The organism is Aquidulcibacter sp. (genome assembly GCF_020253525.1).
Classification (GTDB): Bacteria; Pseudomonadota; Alphaproteobacteria; order Caulobacterales; family Aquidulcibacteraceae; genus Aquidulcibacter.
The window spans coordinates 1-17,436 of sequence record NZ_JADCBK010000156.1 but is presented as its reverse complement, the minus strand read 5'-3'; the positions used below and the strand labels follow the sequence as shown (position 1 = coordinate 17,436).

17 protein-coding genes are annotated in these 17,436 nt (G+C 56.8%); 10 read left to right on the top strand and 7 right to left on the bottom strand.

From position 1 onward, the window contains the following. Positions 1-82: 82 nt before the first annotated feature. Entirely contained in the window at positions 83-253 is a 171-nt protein-coding gene (locus IOB61_RS15795; RefSeq protein ID WP_085338222.1) for a DUF465 domain-containing protein, read from the bottom strand. 100 nt (positions 254-353) lie between these two features. Here IOB61_RS15795 and IOB61_RS15790 point away from each other — a divergent pair, with 100 nt between their 5' ends. The 3 genes from IOB61_RS15790 to IOB61_RS15780 are packed head-to-tail and all read left to right on the top strand — an operon-like array spanning position 354 to position 1,669. Then, positions 354-929, top strand: coding sequence for a UbiX family flavin prenyltransferase (locus IOB61_RS15790; RefSeq protein ID WP_290818782.1), 576 nt, complete (start codon positions 354-356; stop codon positions 927-929). After that, entirely contained in the window at positions 913-1,404 is a 492-nt protein-coding gene (locus tag IOB61_RS15785) for a TIGR02444 family protein (RefSeq protein ID WP_290818780.1), read from the top strand. Before IOB61_RS15790 ends, IOB61_RS15785 begins: the two co-directional genes overlap by 17 nt. Before the next feature lie 34 nt (positions 1,405-1,438). Then, the gene (locus IOB61_RS15780; protein WP_085338225.1) at positions 1,439-1,669 is read left to right on the top strand and encodes a DUF465 domain-containing protein; all 231 of its coding nucleotides are present in this window, start codon (positions 1,439-1,441) and stop codon (positions 1,667-1,669) included. Between the two features lie 11 nt (positions 1,670-1,680). Here IOB61_RS15780 and IOB61_RS15775 read toward each other — a convergent pair whose 3' ends face one another. The 6 genes from IOB61_RS15775 to IOB61_RS15750 form a co-directional block, all read right to left on the bottom strand. Then, a complete protein-coding gene (locus tag IOB61_RS15775) occupies positions 1,681-2,865 on the bottom strand; it encodes an energy transducer TonB (protein ID WP_290818778.1) in 1,185 nt (394 codons plus the stop codon). Positions 2,866-2,952: 87 nt separating this feature from the next. Further along, on the bottom strand, positions 2,953-3,855 hold the full coding sequence (gene fmt / locus IOB61_RS15770; protein WP_290818785.1) for a methionyl-tRNA formyltransferase: 903 nt from the start codon (positions 3,853-3,855) through the stop codon (positions 2,953-2,955). A 40-nt stretch (positions 3,856-3,895) separates the two neighbouring features. Next, positions 3,896-4,417: a peptide deformylase gene (gene def / locus IOB61_RS15765; protein ID WP_290818776.1), complete on the bottom strand. Its 522-nt coding sequence runs from the start codon at positions 4,415-4,417 to the stop codon at positions 3,896-3,898. Between the two features lie 64 nt (positions 4,418-4,481). Then, positions 4,482-5,810: an aspartate aminotransferase family protein gene (locus tag IOB61_RS15760; protein ID WP_290818774.1), complete on the bottom strand. Its 1,329-nt coding sequence runs from the start codon at positions 5,808-5,810 to the stop codon at positions 4,482-4,484. 72 nt (positions 5,811-5,882) lie between these two features. Next, positions 5,883-7,304: an AarF/UbiB family protein gene (locus tag IOB61_RS15755; RefSeq protein ID WP_290818772.1), complete on the bottom strand. Its 1,422-nt coding sequence runs from the start codon at positions 7,302-7,304 to the stop codon at positions 5,883-5,885. Next, complete coding sequence (locus tag IOB61_RS15750; RefSeq protein ID WP_290818770.1) at positions 7,301-8,059, bottom strand: class I SAM-dependent methyltransferase; 759 nt, start codon at positions 8,057-8,059, stop codon at positions 7,301-7,303. The genes IOB61_RS15755 and IOB61_RS15750 overlap by 4 nt, the downstream gene beginning before the upstream one ends. A gap of 54 nt (positions 8,060-8,113) precedes the next feature. Here IOB61_RS15750 and mutM point away from each other — a divergent pair, with 54 nt between their 5' ends. The 7 genes from mutM (at position 8,114) to gyrB (ending at position 17,215) form a co-directional block, all read left to right on the top strand. Next, positions 8,114-8,989 carry a bifunctional DNA-formamidopyrimidine glycosylase/DNA-(apurinic or apyrimidinic site) lyase gene (gene mutM, locus IOB61_RS15745; RefSeq protein WP_290818768.1) on the top strand — a complete coding sequence of 292 codons (876 nt, stop codon included), beginning with the start codon at positions 8,114-8,116 and terminating at the stop codon, positions 8,987-8,989. Between the two features lie 40 nt (positions 8,990-9,029). Beyond that, complete coding sequence (locus IOB61_RS15740) at positions 9,030-9,806, top strand: enoyl-CoA hydratase (protein ID WP_290818766.1); 777 nt, start codon at positions 9,030-9,032, stop codon at positions 9,804-9,806. A gap of 108 nt (positions 9,807-9,914) precedes the next feature. Beyond that, entirely contained in the window at positions 9,915-10,187 is a 273-nt protein-coding gene (gene rpsT, locus IOB61_RS15735) for a 30S ribosomal protein S20 (protein ID WP_085338233.1), read from the top strand. 636 nt (positions 10,188-10,823) lie between these two features. After that, positions 10,824-12,248, top strand: a complete 1,425-nt coding sequence (gene dnaA / locus IOB61_RS15730) for a chromosomal replication initiator protein DnaA (RefSeq protein ID WP_290818764.1) — start codon at positions 10,824-10,826, stop codon at positions 12,246-12,248. A 157-nt stretch (positions 12,249-12,405) separates the two neighbouring features. Next, the gene (dnaN, locus tag IOB61_RS15725; protein WP_290818762.1) at positions 12,406-13,524 is read left to right on the top strand and encodes a DNA polymerase III subunit beta; all 1,119 of its coding nucleotides are present in this window, start codon (positions 12,406-12,408) and stop codon (positions 13,522-13,524) included. An 11-nt stretch (positions 13,525-13,535) separates the two neighbouring features. Next, positions 13,536-14,699, top strand: a complete 1,164-nt coding sequence (recF, locus tag IOB61_RS15720; protein ID WP_290818759.1) for a DNA replication/repair protein RecF — start codon at positions 13,536-13,538, stop codon at positions 14,697-14,699. 17 nt (positions 14,700-14,716) lie between these two features. Then, a complete protein-coding gene (gene gyrB, locus IOB61_RS15715; RefSeq protein WP_290818757.1) occupies positions 14,717-17,215 on the top strand; it encodes a DNA topoisomerase (ATP-hydrolyzing) subunit B in 2,499 nt (832 codons plus the stop codon). Positions 17,216-17,436 lie beyond the last annotated feature (221 nt).

The window sequence follows — 17,436 nt, the reverse complement described above, 5'->3', positions numbered from 1 at the left end:
CTCTTCGCTCACGCTTCGGCGGGGGTGGGGCAAAGAGCGCGCAATAAAAAGGGGCCCGATGGGGCCCCTGACTTGGGAGATGTCAGTGTCGTCGTCGCAAATTCTCAAGTTCTTCCTTGAGCCTGAGTTTCTGTCGTTTTAGAGCTGCAATCTGTGCGTCACTCGAGGCCAAGCTTTTCATTTCGTTTTGGATCGCTAAATCAAGCTTGGCGTGTTTATCGGACAATTCACGGATATGCGCTTCAATCGCCATGTGGCGGCCTCCTTTGCGTTCAGAGGCGTGTAGGGAAACACGTGATAAGGGAATCGCCAAGTACTTTTTCGTCTTAAGTCAAACAAGGTAATTCACGATCATGTCAAAGCGCTTGATTATAGGGATAAGTGGAGCTTCAGGTGCTGTTTATGGTGTCCGCGCCTTGGACATGCTGGCCGAGATTGGGGTTGAAACCCACCTTGTCCTGACCAAAGCAGCCGAATTGACCCTAGCTTCAGAAGGTCTGCCGAGTTCCACCGCGCTTAAGAGTCGCGCCTCTTATGTGCATAAGATTGCCGATGTTGGGGCGTCGATTGCGTCGGGCTCGTTCAAGACCGATGGCATGTTGATTGCCCCTTGCTCAGTCCGCACCATGGGGGAGATTGCAACCGGGGTAACCTCCAACCTGTTGACCCGTGCGGCTGACGTGCAATTGAAAGAGCGTCGGCGTGTTGTGCTGATGCTGCGTGAGACGCCCTATCATCTGGGCCATATTCGCACCATGGCCGCGATCACCGAAATGGGGGGCATTATCTTCCCGCCGGTACCAGCCTTTTATGCGCAATTAGATAGCCTTGACGCCGTCGTTACCCAATCGGTGGGCCGCGCCCTCGACCTCTTGGGGTTTGAGGTCAAGGGCATCAAACGCTGGGGTGAAGATGTCGGCCCCGTGTGAGACTGAAAAGCTCAAATCTATCTGGGACTTTGCGCTGGCCTTTTATCGCCAAGAGGGGGTGGAGGCCGATTGCTTGACAGCGCAAGACACCTATGGGCTGGATGTGACCTTTTTGATTTTTGCCCTCTATCGTGCCCGGCTGGGTCAGGGGTTTGACGCGACCGCCACCCAGCGTTTGGCCCAACACCTAACTCGGCAATTGGTAATTCCTTTGCGCCGGCGGAGGCGGGCTCTGAAGCTTGAACCCCAGACCGAGCCGGCCAGCTTGGTGGCTGCGACGCGGGCCCAACTTCTGGCTGCTGAATTAGCTTCGGAACAAACCATTTTGCAGACATTGCATTTAAGCGAAATTAAGGGGCAGCCTCTAAGTGGCTATGCAAGCCTGATCCAATGTGTGCGCGCCGCCCAAGTCCCCCTTGACGCAGCGTTAGACGCATTGTTGAAGCGCCTCGCCCATGCTGGGCAATCGGTTTGACAACACTGGCACGCGCTCAGAATGAGGAAGCCTAATGGCAAGCGACTGGACATCCCCTTCCGAAGATGCCGACGCAGAACGCATTGAGGCCAAGATTCACGCGCTGCGGGAAGAACACCGCGCGCTAGACGGTGCCATCCAAGCCCTGCAAGAAACCGCGCCCTATGACCAAATCGGTATCATGCGCCTCAAGCGCCGCAAACTGGCCCTCAAGGACGAAATCGCCCATTGGGAAGACCAATTGACGCCCGATATTATTGCCTAGGCTTAGCTAGCTCAATACATCGTGAAAACAACGGCGATGTCGAAATCCTTTAGACAGGTCGCGGGCACATTGGCGGGTAGGTCATATTGCCACTTTGAGATGGCCTTTAGGCTGGCCTCCGAATAGCGCGGATCCGGGACCACGCCGATGACGCGCGGATTGAGCACATCGCCCGTCGGTGACAAATCCGTTCTGATATGGACACCGCCCAGATTGATGGAGAAACCACCGATTGGATTAGGCTTTATCTCTTCGGCCCCCTTCCGGCGCTTAAATTTTACGTCACGGCACTCGGGCAAAGATACGTCTAATTGTGCATATTCCTCTGGCGTGATTTGGCGCAATTTGTATCTGTCGCGCATAATATTCGTGCCAATTGTCGTCCGGCTGCCGCGACCCGCCTCATGAATGCCTTGGATAACCAATTCCCATGCACTCAACATGCCCCACATCGCATCATCGGGTCGTCGCATTTTTCCATAGGCCAGCCTTGCATCCACGGCATCGGAATAGGCGGACGGCACTTTGTCTGGATCGGCTAACTTGGAGACGGCACGCGCCAGCAAGGTGAGAGCCCGGCGCGACTGATCATTCGGCAGCAAGCGATCCAGTTCTGTGGCACTGCGGGCAGCCAATTCTGCGCCCTTTTTGCTTCTGCCCATGGTCGATAAGGCAATGGACGCCTCAACCAAGGAATCTACAATCAAGGTGTCGCCCCATGAGCCCTCAATCGCTTGCGCGGCGCTATCTAAAGCCTCTGCCTTTTGCCGCCTCTGCCCCTCTGGTGCCGCCCGCAACTCAGCATAGGCCAACAGAAATTGCGCCTCTGATTTTTGATAGGCCTTGGCCCCAACATCGGCGAGTTCCACGGCGCGCTTTGCCGCTTCCATCCCATCTGGGGCTCTACCGATCAGCGCGAGGGACCAGGCGGCATTAAAGGCAAGGCCTGCTGTATTGGGATTGGTGGGCCCCCAAGTCGCCTCAGCCCGTTTCCAGGCTTCTTGGGCATGAAACGCCGCATCGGAGAGTTTGCCCTCTGCCACTGCTTGGTCATAGGCGCGATAAGACACCATCGGATCGGTGCTGGACGCATTTGGGGAGTCGGCAAAACTTGGTCCAACACTGAAAGCAAGAAGTGCTGCACCCAATAAAAGTCGTTGAATTCGCAAAACCATATCCACCCCCCAGAAAGCCATTCTAAAATCCTTGGCACATACACCAGCAATATCGCACAGCCTAAGTACGATTTTTGTGCCTTGCAACTTGTTTTTGAGCGGTTGGACCTAGGAGAAAACAGAACCAGAGGAAATCGGATTGCCGCGCAAGAAGTCTGTGGCCTCAAGCGCCCCTTTGCCTTCACGCTGGATTTTCAACAGCCGCAAGGCGCCCTGCCCACACGCAATCAGGAGACGATCATCTAGTGCGGTCCCCGATGCGCCTAATCCCGCCTCAGCTTGGCACAACAGGATTTTCGCACGTGCGCCATCTGGCAAAAGGCACCAAGCGCCGGGAAAGGGGGAAAAAGCGCGAATGGCGCGGTCCAGAACGTCGGCGGGCTTTGCCCAATCAATCTTGGTCTCGGCCCGGTCAATCTTGGCGGCATAGGTGATGCCTTCCTGGGCTTGAGGGATACAGGGCAAGGTGCCCGCAGCAATCTTTGGCAGGCTTTCAACCATCAGCGCCGCGCCAAGATTGGCCAGTCGGTCATGCAGCGTACCGGTCGTGTCATCCGGGGCAATGGGCGTGCGGGCCGTGGCATAAATCCCACCCGTATCCAAACCGACCTCCATCGCCATGACCTGAACGCCCGTCTCTGGGTCCCCGGCTTCAATGGCGCGCTGCATGGGGGCGGCACCGCGCCAACGCGGCAGGAGGGAGCCGTGTAGATTAAAGCAACCCAATCGGGTTGCCTCCAACACCGCCTTTGGCAGGATCAGGCCATAGGCGACGACGATGGCGGCATCGGCCTGAAGGGCAGCAAATTCGGCTTGCGCCTCTGCGCTCTTGAGGCTTGCAGGCGTGCGCACGGGCAAGCCTTGGGCTTCTGCCCAAGCATGCACCGCCGTGGGCCGCAGCGCTTTACCGCGTCCGGCGGGCTTGGGTGGCTGGGAATAGACACACAGAATCTCGTGGCCCGCTTCTACCAAAGCGGCCAAGGTCGGCACGGCAAATTCGGGTGAGCCCATAAAGATCAGGCGAAGGGGGGTAGGCAAAGTCACGTGGGGCCTACGCAGCCCGCTTAATCTTCTTCACTTTGGCCAAAGCGCGATCGCGGCGCAGGCGTGAAAGATGGTCGATGAACAAAACGCCTTCCAGATGGTCCATCTCATGCTGGATACAAGTGGCAAACATGCCCTCTGCATCTTCCTCGACGAGTTCATTGTCGCGGTTGAGATAGCGCAAGCGGACTTTGGCAGGCCGCTCCACATCGTCGTAATATTCGGGGACCGAGAGACACCCCTCTTCATAAGGAGCCATTTCCTCGCTGCGCCAAATGATTTCAGGGTTCACAAAAAAGCGCGGTGCGCGATGGTCTGGCGCATCGGCCTTGCCCCATTCAAGGTCCATCACAATCACGCGGACGGGCTCGCCAATTTGGACAGCGGCCAAACCAATGCCCTTGGCTTCATACATGCTGTCGAGCATGTCATCCATCAAAGCACGGATCGCATCATCCACAGCCGCTACAGGCGTGGAGATTTGCTTCAAAATCGGGTTCGGAACGGTGAGAATTGGGCGTGCGGTCATGTCGCTTAGGTATGAGCGGACAGCGAAAAGGTCAAGTAAACGGAATGCGAGGGGTGTGGTACCCCTAATCCACTGCGTGCAGGGCCTCTCCAATTGTATCGACCAAGCGGTCAATATGGCTTTCTTCAATGATCAGCGGCGGCGACAAGGCGATGATGTCGCCCGTAACGCGGATCAGGGCCCCGGCCTCATAGGCTTTGATGAAAACATCATAGCCGCGCGCGCCCACCACGCCATCGCGCGCTTGAAGCTCTATCCCACCGATCAAGCCAAGATTGCGAATATCCACAACGTGGGGCGCACCTTTGAGTTCGTGCAAGCGCTTCTGCCAATAGGGAGCGATGTCGGCTGCACGCGTCATCAAGCCCTCGCGCTCCATAATGTCCATGGTCGCAAGCCCTGCCGCGCAAGCAGCCGGATGGCCCGAGCAGGTATAGCCGTGGAAGAGCTCGATCAAATTCTCTGGGCCCGTCATATAGGCATCATGGACTTCGCGGCGGGCAAACACGGCCCCCATCGGCAAAGCCCCGTTATTAATGCCCTTAGCGGTACAAATCAGGTCTGGCCGCACCCCCAAAGCTTGGGTCGCAAATGGCTTGCCCAAACGGCCATAGCCGGTGATGACCTCGTCAAAAATCAAGAGGCAGCCAACCCGATCGCACGCCGCGCGCAATTCTTCCAGATACCCCACTGGCGGGATCAAGACGCCGGTAGAGCCTGCAACCGGCTCAACAATCACCGCGGCAATCGTTTCAGGACCATGCAGGGCGGCGATCCGGTCCAGTTCCTTGGCCAAATGCGCGCCTTGGGGTGGCTGGCCTTGGGCAAAGACGTTTTCGGGCAAGCCATGCGTGTGTGGCAAATGGTCTACCCCTGGCAGGCCCGGACCAAAAACGCGGCGATTGGTAACAATGCCACCGACCGAGATGCCGCCAAAATTTGTGCCATGATAGCCCCGCTCGCGGCCAATCAAGCGGGTACGGCGATGGTCGCCCCGGGCATAATGATAGCCCAAAGCAATCTTGAGCGCCGTTTCGACACTTTCCGAGCCCGAATTGGTGAAAAAGACGCGGTCAAACCCATCCGGGGCAATGGAAGCCAGGCGCTCTGCAAACTCAAAGGCAATGGGATGGCCCATTTGGAAGGTCGGCGCATAGTCCAACGTCGCCATTTGGCGGGCCACGGCATCCACGATTTCTTGCCGCCCATGCCCGGCATTGACCGTCCAAAGACCCGCCGTCCCGTCGAGGATCTCGCGGTCATCATGGCTTCGATAGAACATGCCAGACGCCGAAACCAACAGCCGCGGCCCCGCCTTAAAGCGGCGATTGGCCGTAAAGGGCATCCAGAAAGCATCGGTCGCGGGGGTGTTGGACGGCACAGAATTTGTCATAACAAAATGCTAAACCGCACACGCAGATCAATCAAGCCTGAAGACAGGAATAGGCTTACAGCCGCGGGAGCCCTAACGCTTGGCCTGCTCAGCCCGTTCTACCAGCTTTTCGATGCGGGCGACCAATTGGGGCAACTTACGGGCGGTGGCGAGCGCATTGGAAACATCGGCAAACATTTGGCGGGTCACCCCTTCTGGGCCAAGTTCGGTCTGCATAAAGCGTTCCACCACAGGGCGGGAAGCTTCCCAAATGTCATGATCGGGGTCGATGTTGCGGGCCACACCTTCCACTTGCACCATCGTCTTCTGCAACAGCACCAATTCGGGGCGCATATGCATGCCAAATTGCTCGGTCACGTCGAACAATTGCGTCAGCACCCGGCCCATAGAGACTTCGCGCGCTGGCCTGCCCCAGATCGGCTCGCCTACCGACCGCAAGGCATGGGCAAACTCACCCTCATCATGATGGGAAGGCACATAGCCCGCTTCGATATGGACTGCCGCCGCACGGCGGTAATCGCGCCGCAAGAAGGCATAGAGGATTTCAGCCAAATAGCGTCGCTCGACCATGCCTATCCGGCCCATAATGCCAAAGTCGACCGCCCACAGCGCCCCGTCTGTACCCAGAATGAGGTTGCCCTCATGCATGTCGGCATGAAACACGCCATGGTCCAAAGCAGCCGCCAGAAAGCCGCAGGTTACGGCATTGGCAAGCCGTGCCCGGTCTGCCCCATCCAAAGCACCGGGCTTCGTCAAAGGGATGCCCTCAACCCACGACGTGGTCAGAACACGGCGTGCCGTGCGCTCCCAATCAATGCTGGGCACTTTCAAATAGCCGTCTGCGGCAACAATCTCGCCAAAAGCATCGCCTGCCCCGGCTTCACGGCGCAGGTCGAGCTCTTTCTCAAGAGCGGTACGAATGGTGGCTACGAAAGCAACAGGCTCAAGGCGACGAGATTGGGGGACAAGGACTTGGACAAGCTTTGCCGCCAAAGCCATGGCTTTACCTTCGGCGGCAATTTCCTTCTCAATACCAGGACGCAATAATTTGACCGCCATTTTGCGGCCGTCCGGCAAACTCATCTGATGGACTTGGGCGACAGAGGCTGCGGCAATCACGGGGCCTAAGTCTGAAAATAGAGCTGCGCGCTTCTCACCAAAGGCGTTATCCAAGCTTTGCAGCGCGATTGTTTGGGAGAAAGGTTCTAACCGATCCTTGAGGCGCGACAGCCCCTCGGCCGCTTTATCCCCGACGATGTCGGGACGTGTAGCCAAAAGCTGGCCAAACTTTATCCAAGCGGGGCCAAGCTTTTCCAAAGCGGTCGCCATACGCACGCCCGGATCGCCGCTAATGTGGCGGGACCCCAAACGTAAAGCCCGGCCAACCACCCGCGCGGGCAGTGGCAGCATGTCATAATATTCTCGCGGCAGGATCGCATCATAGCGCCCTAAGGTCCAAGCGGCCCGCATCAACCGCATGAGCGCGTCAATCACACCTTCCAGCCCCCATGCAGTGCGGTAATGCCGCCGGAGAAATTGGTGTAATCAACCCGCTTGAAACCCGCGTCGCGGATCATGGCTGCAAAGGTCTCTTGGTCTGGGAAACGGCGAATACTTTCGACCAAATATTGATAGGGCTCCGCATCCCCCGTCACGGCCTTGCCAATAGGTGGGATCGCCTTGAACGACCAAGCATCATAGAAAGCTTCCAGCGCGCCGGTTGTCGGCTTGGAAAACTCAAGACAGTAAAAACGACCACCAGGCTTCAGGACGCGATAGGCTTCGCGCAAGGCCTTGGGAATATCGGTCACATTGCGAATACCGTAAGAGATGACATAGCCATCGGCAGAATTGTCTGGGAATGGCAAGGCTTCAGCATCGCCAACCGCCCAGCCTAAGCCGTCTAAACCACGTTCGCGTCCTGCTGCAATCATCTCAGCATTGATGTCGACAACAATGATTTCAGAAGGTGGACCACCTGAGCGGGCCCGCGCTGCATCGGCCAAGGCCTTAAAGCGTCGCGCCAAGTCACCCGTGCCGCCTGCCAGATCCAAAATGCGTTCACCGGGGCGCGGGTTCAATCGCGCCGCCACAGCATCCTTCCAAGCGCGGTGCATGCCCGCACTCATCAGGTCATTCATCAGGTCATAGCGACTTGCAACGGCGTCAAACACGCCGCGCACGCGGGATGCCTTCTCATGTGCAGGCACATCTTGAAAGCCAAAGGAAGCAGTCTTGGAGTCAGTCATTCTACCGACATAGCGTCTTGCACTCTTGTCCGCCATATCTACTAGTGCGTCATTATGCCTGAATTACCCGAAGTCGAAACTGTTAGACGGGGCCTAGAGCCCACCTTAAAGGGCCAGACCTTGGTGCGCGTTGAGGCGCGCCGACCAGACCTGCGCTTTGCTTTTCCGCCCCGCTTTGTTGAACGTCTGGAAGGAGCCAGCGTGACCAGCCTCGATCGACGGGCGAAATATTTGATCGCCTATCTCAGCACAGACGAGGCCCTGATTATGCATTTGGGGATGTCGGGGCGTTTCTCGATTGTTGATGAGCGCGGTGTCTTGGCTTTTGATGATTATGCGTATGACACGGGAGCAGACCCTAAGCATGATCACGTGGTGCTGCATGTCGGGAGTGGCGCAAAAGTCATTTATAATGACCCCCGTCGGTTTGGCTTTATGGATATTGTATCCACCTCCGGTCTTGAGCAATCCAAGCATTTTGCAAACATGGGCCCAGAACCCCTAGGCAATCACTTTTCGGCCGAGCATCTGGCTCAAGCCTTGGCTACTAAGAAGACCCCGATTAAATCTGCCCTGCTGGACCAAAGCAATGTTGCGGGCTTAGGCAATATCTATGTGTGTGAGGCTTTGTTTCGCGCCCACATCAGCCCAATGCGCTTGTCCAATCAGCTGAAAGCCCCGGAAATACGCGCCTTAGCGGAGGCCATCCGTGCGGTTTTAATAGAAGCTATAGAAGCCGGTGGATCAACGCTGAAGGATTTTGCCGCAGCAGATGGCTCATTGGGTGGTTTTCAAGAAAGGTTCGACGTATATGGCCGCGAAGGGCTGCCTTGCCCGCGCAGCCCGGTCGACGGCACGCCGCATGAGCCGATACAAAGGACTGTTCAGTCAGGGCGATCCAGCTTTTTTTGCCCAACTTGTCAGACCTAATGCCAACCCCCGTATGCTAATCGGTGAGAGGAATTTACCCATGGACTTTGAAACCATACTTTTAGACGTCGCCGACGGGGTAGCGACGATTACCCTCAACCGTCCTGAAGCGCTGAATGCCTTCAATCAGCAATTGATGAATGAGCTGACAGCTTGTCTCGACGCTGTAGAGGCCCGCGATGATGTGGGTGCGATCATCATCACAGGGTCGGCTAAGGCCTTTGCGGCAGGTGCGGATATCAAAGAGATGGCCACCAAGACATTTGCGGACGTCTATGGGCAAGACTTTATTACCGCAAATTGGGAGCGCGTAACCCGGTGCCGGAAGCCAACTATTGCGGCCGTAGCGGGTTTTGCTTTGGGCGGCGGATGCGAGCTTGCCATGATGTGCGACATGATCCTTGCCGCCGATACGGCCAAATTTGGCCAACCCGAAATCAAACTCGGTGTTATTCCAGGGGCTGGCGGCACCCAACGTTTTGCGCGCGCGGCTGGCAAGGCCAAGGCGATGGATATGATCCTGACCGGTCGCATGATGGATGCCGTGGAGGCCGAGCGTTGCGGCATTGTGGCCCGCATAGTGCCGGCAGACACGCTGTTGGATGAAGCCCATAAAGTGGCCAAAACCATCGCAGGTTTTGGCAAACTGGCCGTCATGGCAGCCAAAGAAGCCGTTGACCGCGCCTTTGAAACGCCCTTAAGCGAAGGGGTGCGCTTCGAGCGCCGGATCTTCCACGGATTGTTTGGTACCGAAGACCAAAAGGAGGGAATGGCTGCCTTCAGCGAAAAGCGCCCTGCGCAATTTACAGGTCGCTGATGAAACACACGCAATATTGCTTGACCTTTGGCCCCTGTTTCGGCATACACCGCCCCCTCTCGGGTAGCCACGTGGCTGCCTCTTTCACACGTTAAATCGGATTAAACGATGGCCAATACGCCTTCGGCCAAAAAAATGGCCCGCAAGATCGTGCGCCGCACGCTGGTAAACACCGCCCGTCGCTCGCGCATGCGCACCTTTATCCGCAAAGTCGAAGAAGCTATTGCTTCTGGTGACGGCGCAGCAGCTACCGCAGCCCTTCGCGTTGCGGAACCAGAAATCATGCGCGCTGTTTCCAAGGGTGTTGTCCATCACAACACCGCCTCTCGCAAAGTTTCGCGTTTGGCCCAGCGCGTGAAGGCAGTCGCCCGTCCAGCCTAATTGGTTGGTTGTGCGCTGTGGTCGCCAAGGCTGAGAGACTGGATTGCTCAATCTCTTGGCAAGGCGTACGTGCCTTGTTTCAGACGCTAAACCGCTGGCTATAGATGCCTCATCTTTAGGCATATGAAACCGGGCGGTACACGGAACATCCCTATCATCAAATGATCAGCCGCATACGCTCGTATGCGGCTGTTTGTGTTTATAAGCTTTATTTGGTTTTGCGCCGCTTAACATTTTCCAAGTAATTGTTTTTATTGTATTTTTGATAGCTCAGTTATCGAATAAATTTTATCCACAGGGTTATCTAGTTTCACGGATTTGTTAGTTTCTGCATAAGCCCCGCTGATTATTGGGAATCTTCACCTGTCAAGCGAATCAGGTGGCGTTGGCACAGAAAAAACAGATGTCAAACGCATGAAAATGCTGTTGCGTACCGGCGCTGTGTAGGCTTTAGTTTAACCACGACGTCGGTCCATTTGCTTCTTGCAGGGATGACGTTTTGCCCAGTCTTGGACCTTTTCTTGAGAATAACGCCGAACGGCGAACGAGGAAGTGTGTCTGGGTCGTGGGGGCATCTTTGGGGGTTGTCCTTCAGGACGTATCAATTGCGGGGTGGTTCGAAAAATGGTCTATGGGGTGCATACTAGCGTTTCGGCGACACCGGGTTTAGCCAACCTGTCATCAGATCTGGAGCTGTCGACAGCTCGGGGTTTGTGGGCAACGGCCTTACCCCGACTACGCGGAGAGCTGGGTTCTGATGCATTCCGGGCCTGGATCGAACCTTTGCGCTTGATCGCGATTGATGGCGCGTCTGTGACTTTTGGTGCGCCCAATGGCTATGCTGTTGCACGCTTAACCACCGATTATCTGCATCGTCTACAAGCGCGCTGGTCTTCGCTCGACCCGGCTGGGCGTCGCGTACGTCTAGTCGTAGTCGACACCGACATGCTCGCCCAAGAAGAGTCACCATGTGAGAATGAGCAAGAACTCGTCGAGGAGCTCGCAGGGGCCGAAGTCGCGCCAGACCCTGTTGAATTGTCGGGTTCTGCTAAGACCTTTGCCAATTATGAGGTTGGGGAGGCTAATCGCGTTGCTGTTGCTATTGCCCGTGGCTTGGCAGAGGGCCCCGGCACGGGTGACCTCGTCTTTTTCCATGGATTGCATGGCGTGGGCAAAACACATCTTTTGGAAGCCATCACCGCACGTTTGCGCGAGACCGCACCCAGAAAACGGGTTCTGCTGCTAACGGCTCAGCGCTTCTTGAATGAGTTTCAGTCGGCTTTGCGTGATCGCGAGACCGGGCCATTTAAAGCGGCTCTGCGCGGAGCGGATGTCTTGCTTATCGATGACTTGCAGCTCATTTGTGGTAAGTCAGCTACCCAAGACGAATTCTTTCAGACTTTGGACGACCTGATTTCCAGAGGCCGCACGGTTGTTTGCACAGCCGATGTTGCGATTGACGGCCTCCAAGGTCTCAATAGCCGGATGCGTTGTGTGCTGCAGGGCGGGTTCACAGCAAAAATCAATGAGCCCGACTTTGAATTGCGCCGTGCTATTGCCAAGCGCAAAACAAGCGAGCTCAATGCACGTCGGGGTGGATTTGTGTTGCCCGACGAAGCGATTGATCTGATTGCGGCGCGCATTACCGGAACTGGGCGTGCCGTTGAGGGGGCCATCAAGCAAGTGTTTGCGGCTTCAGCTCTGATTGGCCGGGAGGCAAGTATGGAAGTTGTTGTTGAAGCGTTATCGGGCAATTGGAGCCCCCCAGAGAAATCTGTGCCGGTTGAGACGATTAAGCGTCGCGTTGCAGCCTTCTATGATATGACTTTGGAAGATTTAGTGTCTCAACGTCGTCACCGGGCGGTGGCGCGTCCACGGCAGGTAGCGATGTATTTCTGCAAACGTCTCACGCGCCGTTCATTCCCAGATATTGGTCAACGGTTTGGTGGTCGTGATCATACGACCGTCATGCATGCGGTGAAGCGGATTGAGGAATTGGCAGCCCAAGATGTGACCTTTGCAGCCGAATTGCAGGAAATTGGCCGTAAGATCACCGAATAGCGCCTAAAGTGATTGCGCAAGACGGTAGATATCGGGCAAAATGAATCTTCAACTTGGCCAGAATCAAAATGGTTCTGCCTGGCCGTAGCGTTTGTAGCCCGCGGATAGAGTGCCAAGTGCCATTGACTGAAGATTTTCTCGGGGAGCGGGTTCGGGTATGCGTCTAACGATCGAACGTGGAGCGCTTTTGAAAGCTCTGGGCCATGTGCAAAGTGTCGTCGAACGGCGCAATACAATCCCCATTTTATCGAACGTCCTAATTGAGGCCCGCGATGGCAGCGTGACCTTTGCCGCGACAGACCTTGATATCGAAATCGTCGATGGCGCAGAGGCTGAAGTAGAGCGGCAAGGCGCGATCACGGTGCCAGCCCACCTTCTCTATGAAATCGTTCGCAAATTGCCTGACGGATCGCAAGTCCGCCTCGATTTGTCGCCAGATGACCCGCGTGTGACGATTACGGCTGGACGTGGTCGCTATAATCTGCCTGTACTTGCTGCAGGTGATTTCCCGGCCATGTCGAGCGGGAGCTTTGACTCCCGCTTTACGTTGGAGCGGTCGGCCTTGGCCCGCCTAATCGACCGCACGCGCTTTGCCATTTCAACCGAAGAGACCCGCTATTATTTGAACGGCGTTTATCTGCACTCGGCCACCGGCGATTCTGGGCCGGCTTTGCGGGCAGTTGCCACCGACGGTCACCGCTTGGCGCTGGCCGACTACCCCCAGCCTGAAGGGGCAACAGCTGTTCGCGGCGTCATCATTCCGCGCAAGACCGTGCAAGAGTTACGGCGTTTGTTGGACGATGCAGCTGATGATGTGGAAATTGCGGTTTCTGATGCAAAAATCCAATTTTCATTCGGACGCACCACGCTGACCTCAAAGTTGATCGACGGCACTTTCCCTGATTATACCCGCGTTATTCCCAAGGGGAATTCGCGGATTATGACCGTCCGCAATGATGAGTTTTCGCGTGCCGTCGACCGGGTCGCGACCATGGCAGCAGAGCGGTCGCGTTCCATCAAGCTGACCATTAGCGACGCCAAAGTGGTGTTGGCCGTCAATAGCCCAGAAACTGGGGCTGCGACCGAAGAGGTCGAAGCCGATTATAGCGCCGATACGATGGAGATCGGCTTTAACGCCAAATATCTCTTGGATATCGCAGGCCAAATTGGCACAGGTGAAGCACGCTTTGAGTTTGCTGACGCTGCCTCCCCAACTTTGGTGCGCGACGGCAATGATCCCAATGCGCTCTTTGTGCTGATGCCGCTGCGCGTGTGACGACTGACCCCATGGCTGCCCCGCGCGCCTTTGTGCGGCGGCTCAATTTAACCCAATTCAGGAACCACCCGCGCCTCGATCTTGAAACAGGCGATGGGCCCGTTTGCCTGTTCGGCCCCAATGGTGCGGGCAAGACCAATATTCTCGAAGCTCTATCCCTTCTGGGCCCCGGTCGGGGCTTGCGCGGAGCCGACCTCGACGAAATGGCACGACAAGGCCCAGATGGCGGCCCCTTTGCTGTTACAGGCCTCATCCAATTGGGAGATGATGCCCGCCGTATCGGCGTGGGCCTAGAGCGCACGGCCACGGGCCAGCGCCGGGTAGCCCGCATTGATGGCAAGGACGCGGGTCCTAAGGATCTGGCAGAGACGGTGCGGCTCCTCTGGCTGACCCCCGCCTATGACCGCCTCTTTGCAGGCCCGGCCGGTGAGCGGCGCAAATTCCTCGACCGCTTGGTGTTCGCAGTGGCGCCCGAGCATGCCCAGCAGGCCAGCCAGTTTGAAAAGGCCCTGCGTGAGCGCACCCGCCTCTTGGAAGAGCCAAAGCCCGACACGCGCTGGCTCAGCGTCGTTGAAGCCGAGGCCGCCGCCGCCGCCGTTGCCTTGGGCCTAGCGCGCCTTGAAGCAGTCGATGCTTTACAGAGCGAAATTGCCCAGCGACCCGATGGTGCCTTCCCAAAAGCCATGCTGGCGCTTGAAGGCGGTTTTGAGACGAGCCTTCGAGAAGCCCGCCATGCAGCAGATGCCGAGGCGGATTTTGCCCGCCTGTTGCATGATTGCCGGGCCCGTGATTCGGCGGCTGGACGGGCACTTGATGGGCCACATCGTTCGGATTTAACTGCGATCCATACCCCCTCTGGCATGCCTGCCCAAAAATGCTCGACAGGCGAACAGAAAGCCCTTGTAGTTACACTGATTTTGGCCCAAGCGCGTCGGATTGCCTCTGGTCTGCCAACGGCAAAAAGTGCGGGCTTTTCTGGGCCGAATCCGCTAGTCTTATTGGACGAAGCCGCAGCCCATTTTGACCCTGCCCGACGCGCCGCACTCTGTGAGGAACTCTTGGCGCTTCCGGGGCAATCTTGGCTAACCGGCACGGACCAGAATCTGTTTGAGGACTTTGGTTCGCGCGCAACCCTATTTGAAGTTTCGCCGGGTTTTGTCCGGCTGATGCAGTGAAAGAAATGTGACGCCACATGAGCGATCTTCCCAGCCAAAACGAGCCAGAAGCCAAGCCAGCCGCACCCGAAGTCGAAGATAATCGCGTCTTTGATGCCGAAGGCTTTGACGAAAATGGCCGGGATGCCAATGGCCAAGCCTCTTATGGCGCAGATTCTATTAAAGTCCTCAAAGGCCTCGATGCGGTGCGCAAGCGCCCCGGCATGTATATTGGCGACACCGATGACGGCTCGGGCCTGCATCACATGGTCTATGAAGTCGTCGACAATGCAATTGACGAGGCCCTCGCCGGCCATGCAACTATCTGTAATGTAACGCTTTATCCTGACGGCTCTGCCGAAGTGGAAGATGATGGGCGCGGCATTCCGACCGACATTCACAGCGAAGAGGGTGTCTCGGCCGCCGAAGTCATCATGACTCAATTGCATGCAGGCGGGAAGTTCGACCAGAATTCTTACAAAGTCTCTGGCGGTCTGCACGGGGTGGGCGTCTCGGTCGTCAACGCCTTGTCTGACCTGTTGGAGCTGACGATTTTCCGCAATGGGTTTGAACACACCATGAGTTTTGAGCTGGGTGAAGCCAAAGCGCCTTTGCGTCTGGTTGGCCCGGTTGAAGCCGGGAAAAAGGGCACGCGCGTTCGTTTCTGGCCCTCGCCGACCATTTTCACCATGGTGGAGTTTGACCGGAAAACCTTGGAACATCGCCTGCGCGAATTGGCCTTCCTCAATTCTGGCGTCACGGTTCGCTTCCGCGATTTGCGCGGGCCAGAGCCCTATGAAGAAGTCATGCGCTATGATGGCGGGGTTGAAGCCTTCGTCCAGCATATTGACCGCAACCGCATCAGCGTCACTGAGAAGCCAATCTTTGTGAAGGGCGAAAAGGACGGCATCGTGGTTGAGGCCGCGCTGCAATGGAATGACAGCTATCACGAGAATATGCTGTGCTTCACCAACAATATCCCCCAGCGCGATGGCGGCACCCATTTGGCGGGCTTCCGGGGTGCGCTTACCCGCGTCATCAATGCCTATGGGGAAAAGTCTGGCATTTCCAAGCGCGAAAAGGTCGATATTACAGGCGATGATGCCCGCGAAGGTCTGACCTGCGTGTTGTCGATCAAAGTCCCTGATCCGAAATTCTCCAGCCAAACCAAGGATAAGCTCGTCTCGTCGGAAGTCCGCCCAGCTGTAGAAAATACGGTTGGTGAAACCTTGGCTGAATGGTTTGAAGAAAACCCAAGCCTCGCCAAGACCGTCATGGCCAAGATCGTGGAAGCTGCGGCTGCCCGCGAGGCGGCCAAGAAGGCACGCGAATTGACCCGCCGCAAAAGCGCGCTCGACATTGCTTCCCTGCCCGGCAAATTGGCCGATTGCCAAGAGCGAGACCCCGCCAAATCCGAACTCTTCATCGTCGAGGGTGACTCGGCAGGTGGTTCGGCCAAGCAAGGCCGTGATCGCGGCTTCCAAGCGGTTCTGCCCTTGCGCGGTAAGATTTTGAATGTGGAACGGGCGCGCTTTGACAAAATGTTGTCGAGCCAGGAAATCGGCACCTTGATCACCGCTCTGGGCACCGGCATTGGTCGCGATGACTTTAATCCCGACAAATTGCGCTACCACAAGATCGTCATCATGACCGACGCAGACGTCGACGGGGCCCACATCCGCACCCTGCTGTTGACCTTCTTCTACCGCCAAATGCCTGAATTGATTGAGCGCGGGCACTTGTTCATCGCCCAACCGCCTTTGTACAAGGCCTCGAAAGGCCGGTCGGAGCGTTATTTGAAGGATGATGCGGCGCTGGAAGCCTATCTGATCGAAGAAGGCACAACCGACGCGATTTTGACTTTGGCCAGCGGCGAGGCCCGGCTTGGGCCGGATCTGGTGGCAACTGTCAAGGATGCTGAAGGTTTTGAAGGCTCGGTTCGTCGCTTGGCAACGCGCTTCCCCGCTTTTGCGATTGAACAGGCAGCCCTTGCGGGTGCTTTGGTGATTGGGGCCAGCCAAGACGCCGCCAATCGTTTGGCCGTGCGCTTGAATGAACTGGCCGATGAGGGCGAAGATACGTGGACCGTCAAGATTGATGCTTCGGGCTTGGAGATGACGCGCGAAGTGCGTGGTGTGGCCGAGACCATCAAGCTCGATCAAAATGTGCTGGGTTCTTCCGATGCGCGCCGTTTGGCCGAGCGCGCAGCCGCGATGGCGGGGGCCTATGATGGCTTGGCGAAGATTAAGCGGCGCGAAGTCGAAACAGAAATCCATGGTCCTTTGGCTTTGCTAGAGGCCGTCCGTGCGGCAGGTCGTAAAGGCATCACCATCCAGCGCTATAAGGGCTTGGGTGAGATGAATGCCGAACAATTGTGGGAAACCACGTTGGATAAAGAGGCCCGCTCCCTTCTGCGCGTGTTTGTCGACCATGCTGACACGGCCGATGGCATGTTCACCCGCCTGATGGGCGACATCGTCGAGCCCCGCCGCGAATTCATCCAAGAATTTGCCCTCGAAGCCGAAGTCGACGTCTAATCTCCGCCTTATCCTCCCCGCCGAAGCGTGAGCGGAGAGCGGGGACCTTGTGGGACTTTGCGGCGGGGGATGGCGACCCGGTAGCGCTTCTTTCCTTTCTGGAAGGCTCATGCGCAGGCCCTGCCTGCCCCAAAGGCCAACTTCGATTGTTCGTGGGCGATCTGACGGGTCAAGTCCGCTTCGCGCCGCTCCGCGGCAGATTTCCGGAGGAAATCTGGACT

Coding starts and splice junctions, on each gene's coding strand:
- IOB61_RS15795 (WP_085338222.1), bottom strand. CDS start 253: ATGGCGATTGAAGCGCATATCCGTGAATTGTCCGATAAACACGCCAAG.
- IOB61_RS15790 (WP_290818782.1), top strand. CDS start 354: ATGTCAAAGCGCTTGATTATAGGGATAAGTGGAGCTTCAGGTGCTGTT.
- IOB61_RS15785 (WP_290818780.1), top strand. CDS start 913: ATGTCGGCCCCGTGTGAGACTGAAAAGCTCAAATCTATCTGGGACTTT.
- IOB61_RS15780 (WP_085338225.1), top strand. CDS start 1,439: ATGGCAAGCGACTGGACATCCCCTTCCGAAGATGCCGACGCAGAACGC.
- IOB61_RS15775 (WP_290818778.1), bottom strand. CDS start 2,865: ATGGCTTTCTGGGGGGTGGATATGGTTTTGCGAATTCAACGACTTTTA.
- fmt (WP_290818785.1), bottom strand. CDS start 3,855: ATGGGCTCACCCGAATTTGCCGTGCCGACCTTGGCCGCTTTGGTAGAA.
- def (WP_290818776.1), bottom strand. CDS start 4,417: ATGACCGCACGCCCAATTCTCACCGTTCCGAACCCGATTTTGAAGCAA.
- IOB61_RS15760 (WP_290818774.1), bottom strand. CDS start 5,810: ATGACAAATTCTGTGCCGTCCAACACCCCCGCGACCGATGCTTTCTGG.
- IOB61_RS15750 (WP_290818770.1), bottom strand. CDS start 8,059: ATGACTGACTCCAAGACTGCTTCCTTTGGCTTTCAAGATGTGCCTGCA.
- mutM (WP_290818768.1), top strand. CDS start 8,114: ATGCCTGAATTACCCGAAGTCGAAACTGTTAGACGGGGCCTAGAGCCC.
- IOB61_RS15740 (WP_290818766.1), top strand. CDS start 9,030: ATGGACTTTGAAACCATACTTTTAGACGTCGCCGACGGGGTAGCGACG.
- rpsT (WP_085338233.1), top strand. CDS start 9,915: ATGGCCAATACGCCTTCGGCCAAAAAAATGGCCCGCAAGATCGTGCGC.
- dnaN (WP_290818762.1), top strand. CDS start 12,406: ATGCGTCTAACGATCGAACGTGGAGCGCTTTTGAAAGCTCTGGGCCAT.
- recF (WP_290818759.1), top strand. CDS start 13,536: ATGGCTGCCCCGCGCGCCTTTGTGCGGCGGCTCAATTTAACCCAATTC.
- gyrB (WP_290818757.1), top strand. CDS start 14,717: ATGAGCGATCTTCCCAGCCAAAACGAGCCAGAAGCCAAGCCAGCCGCA.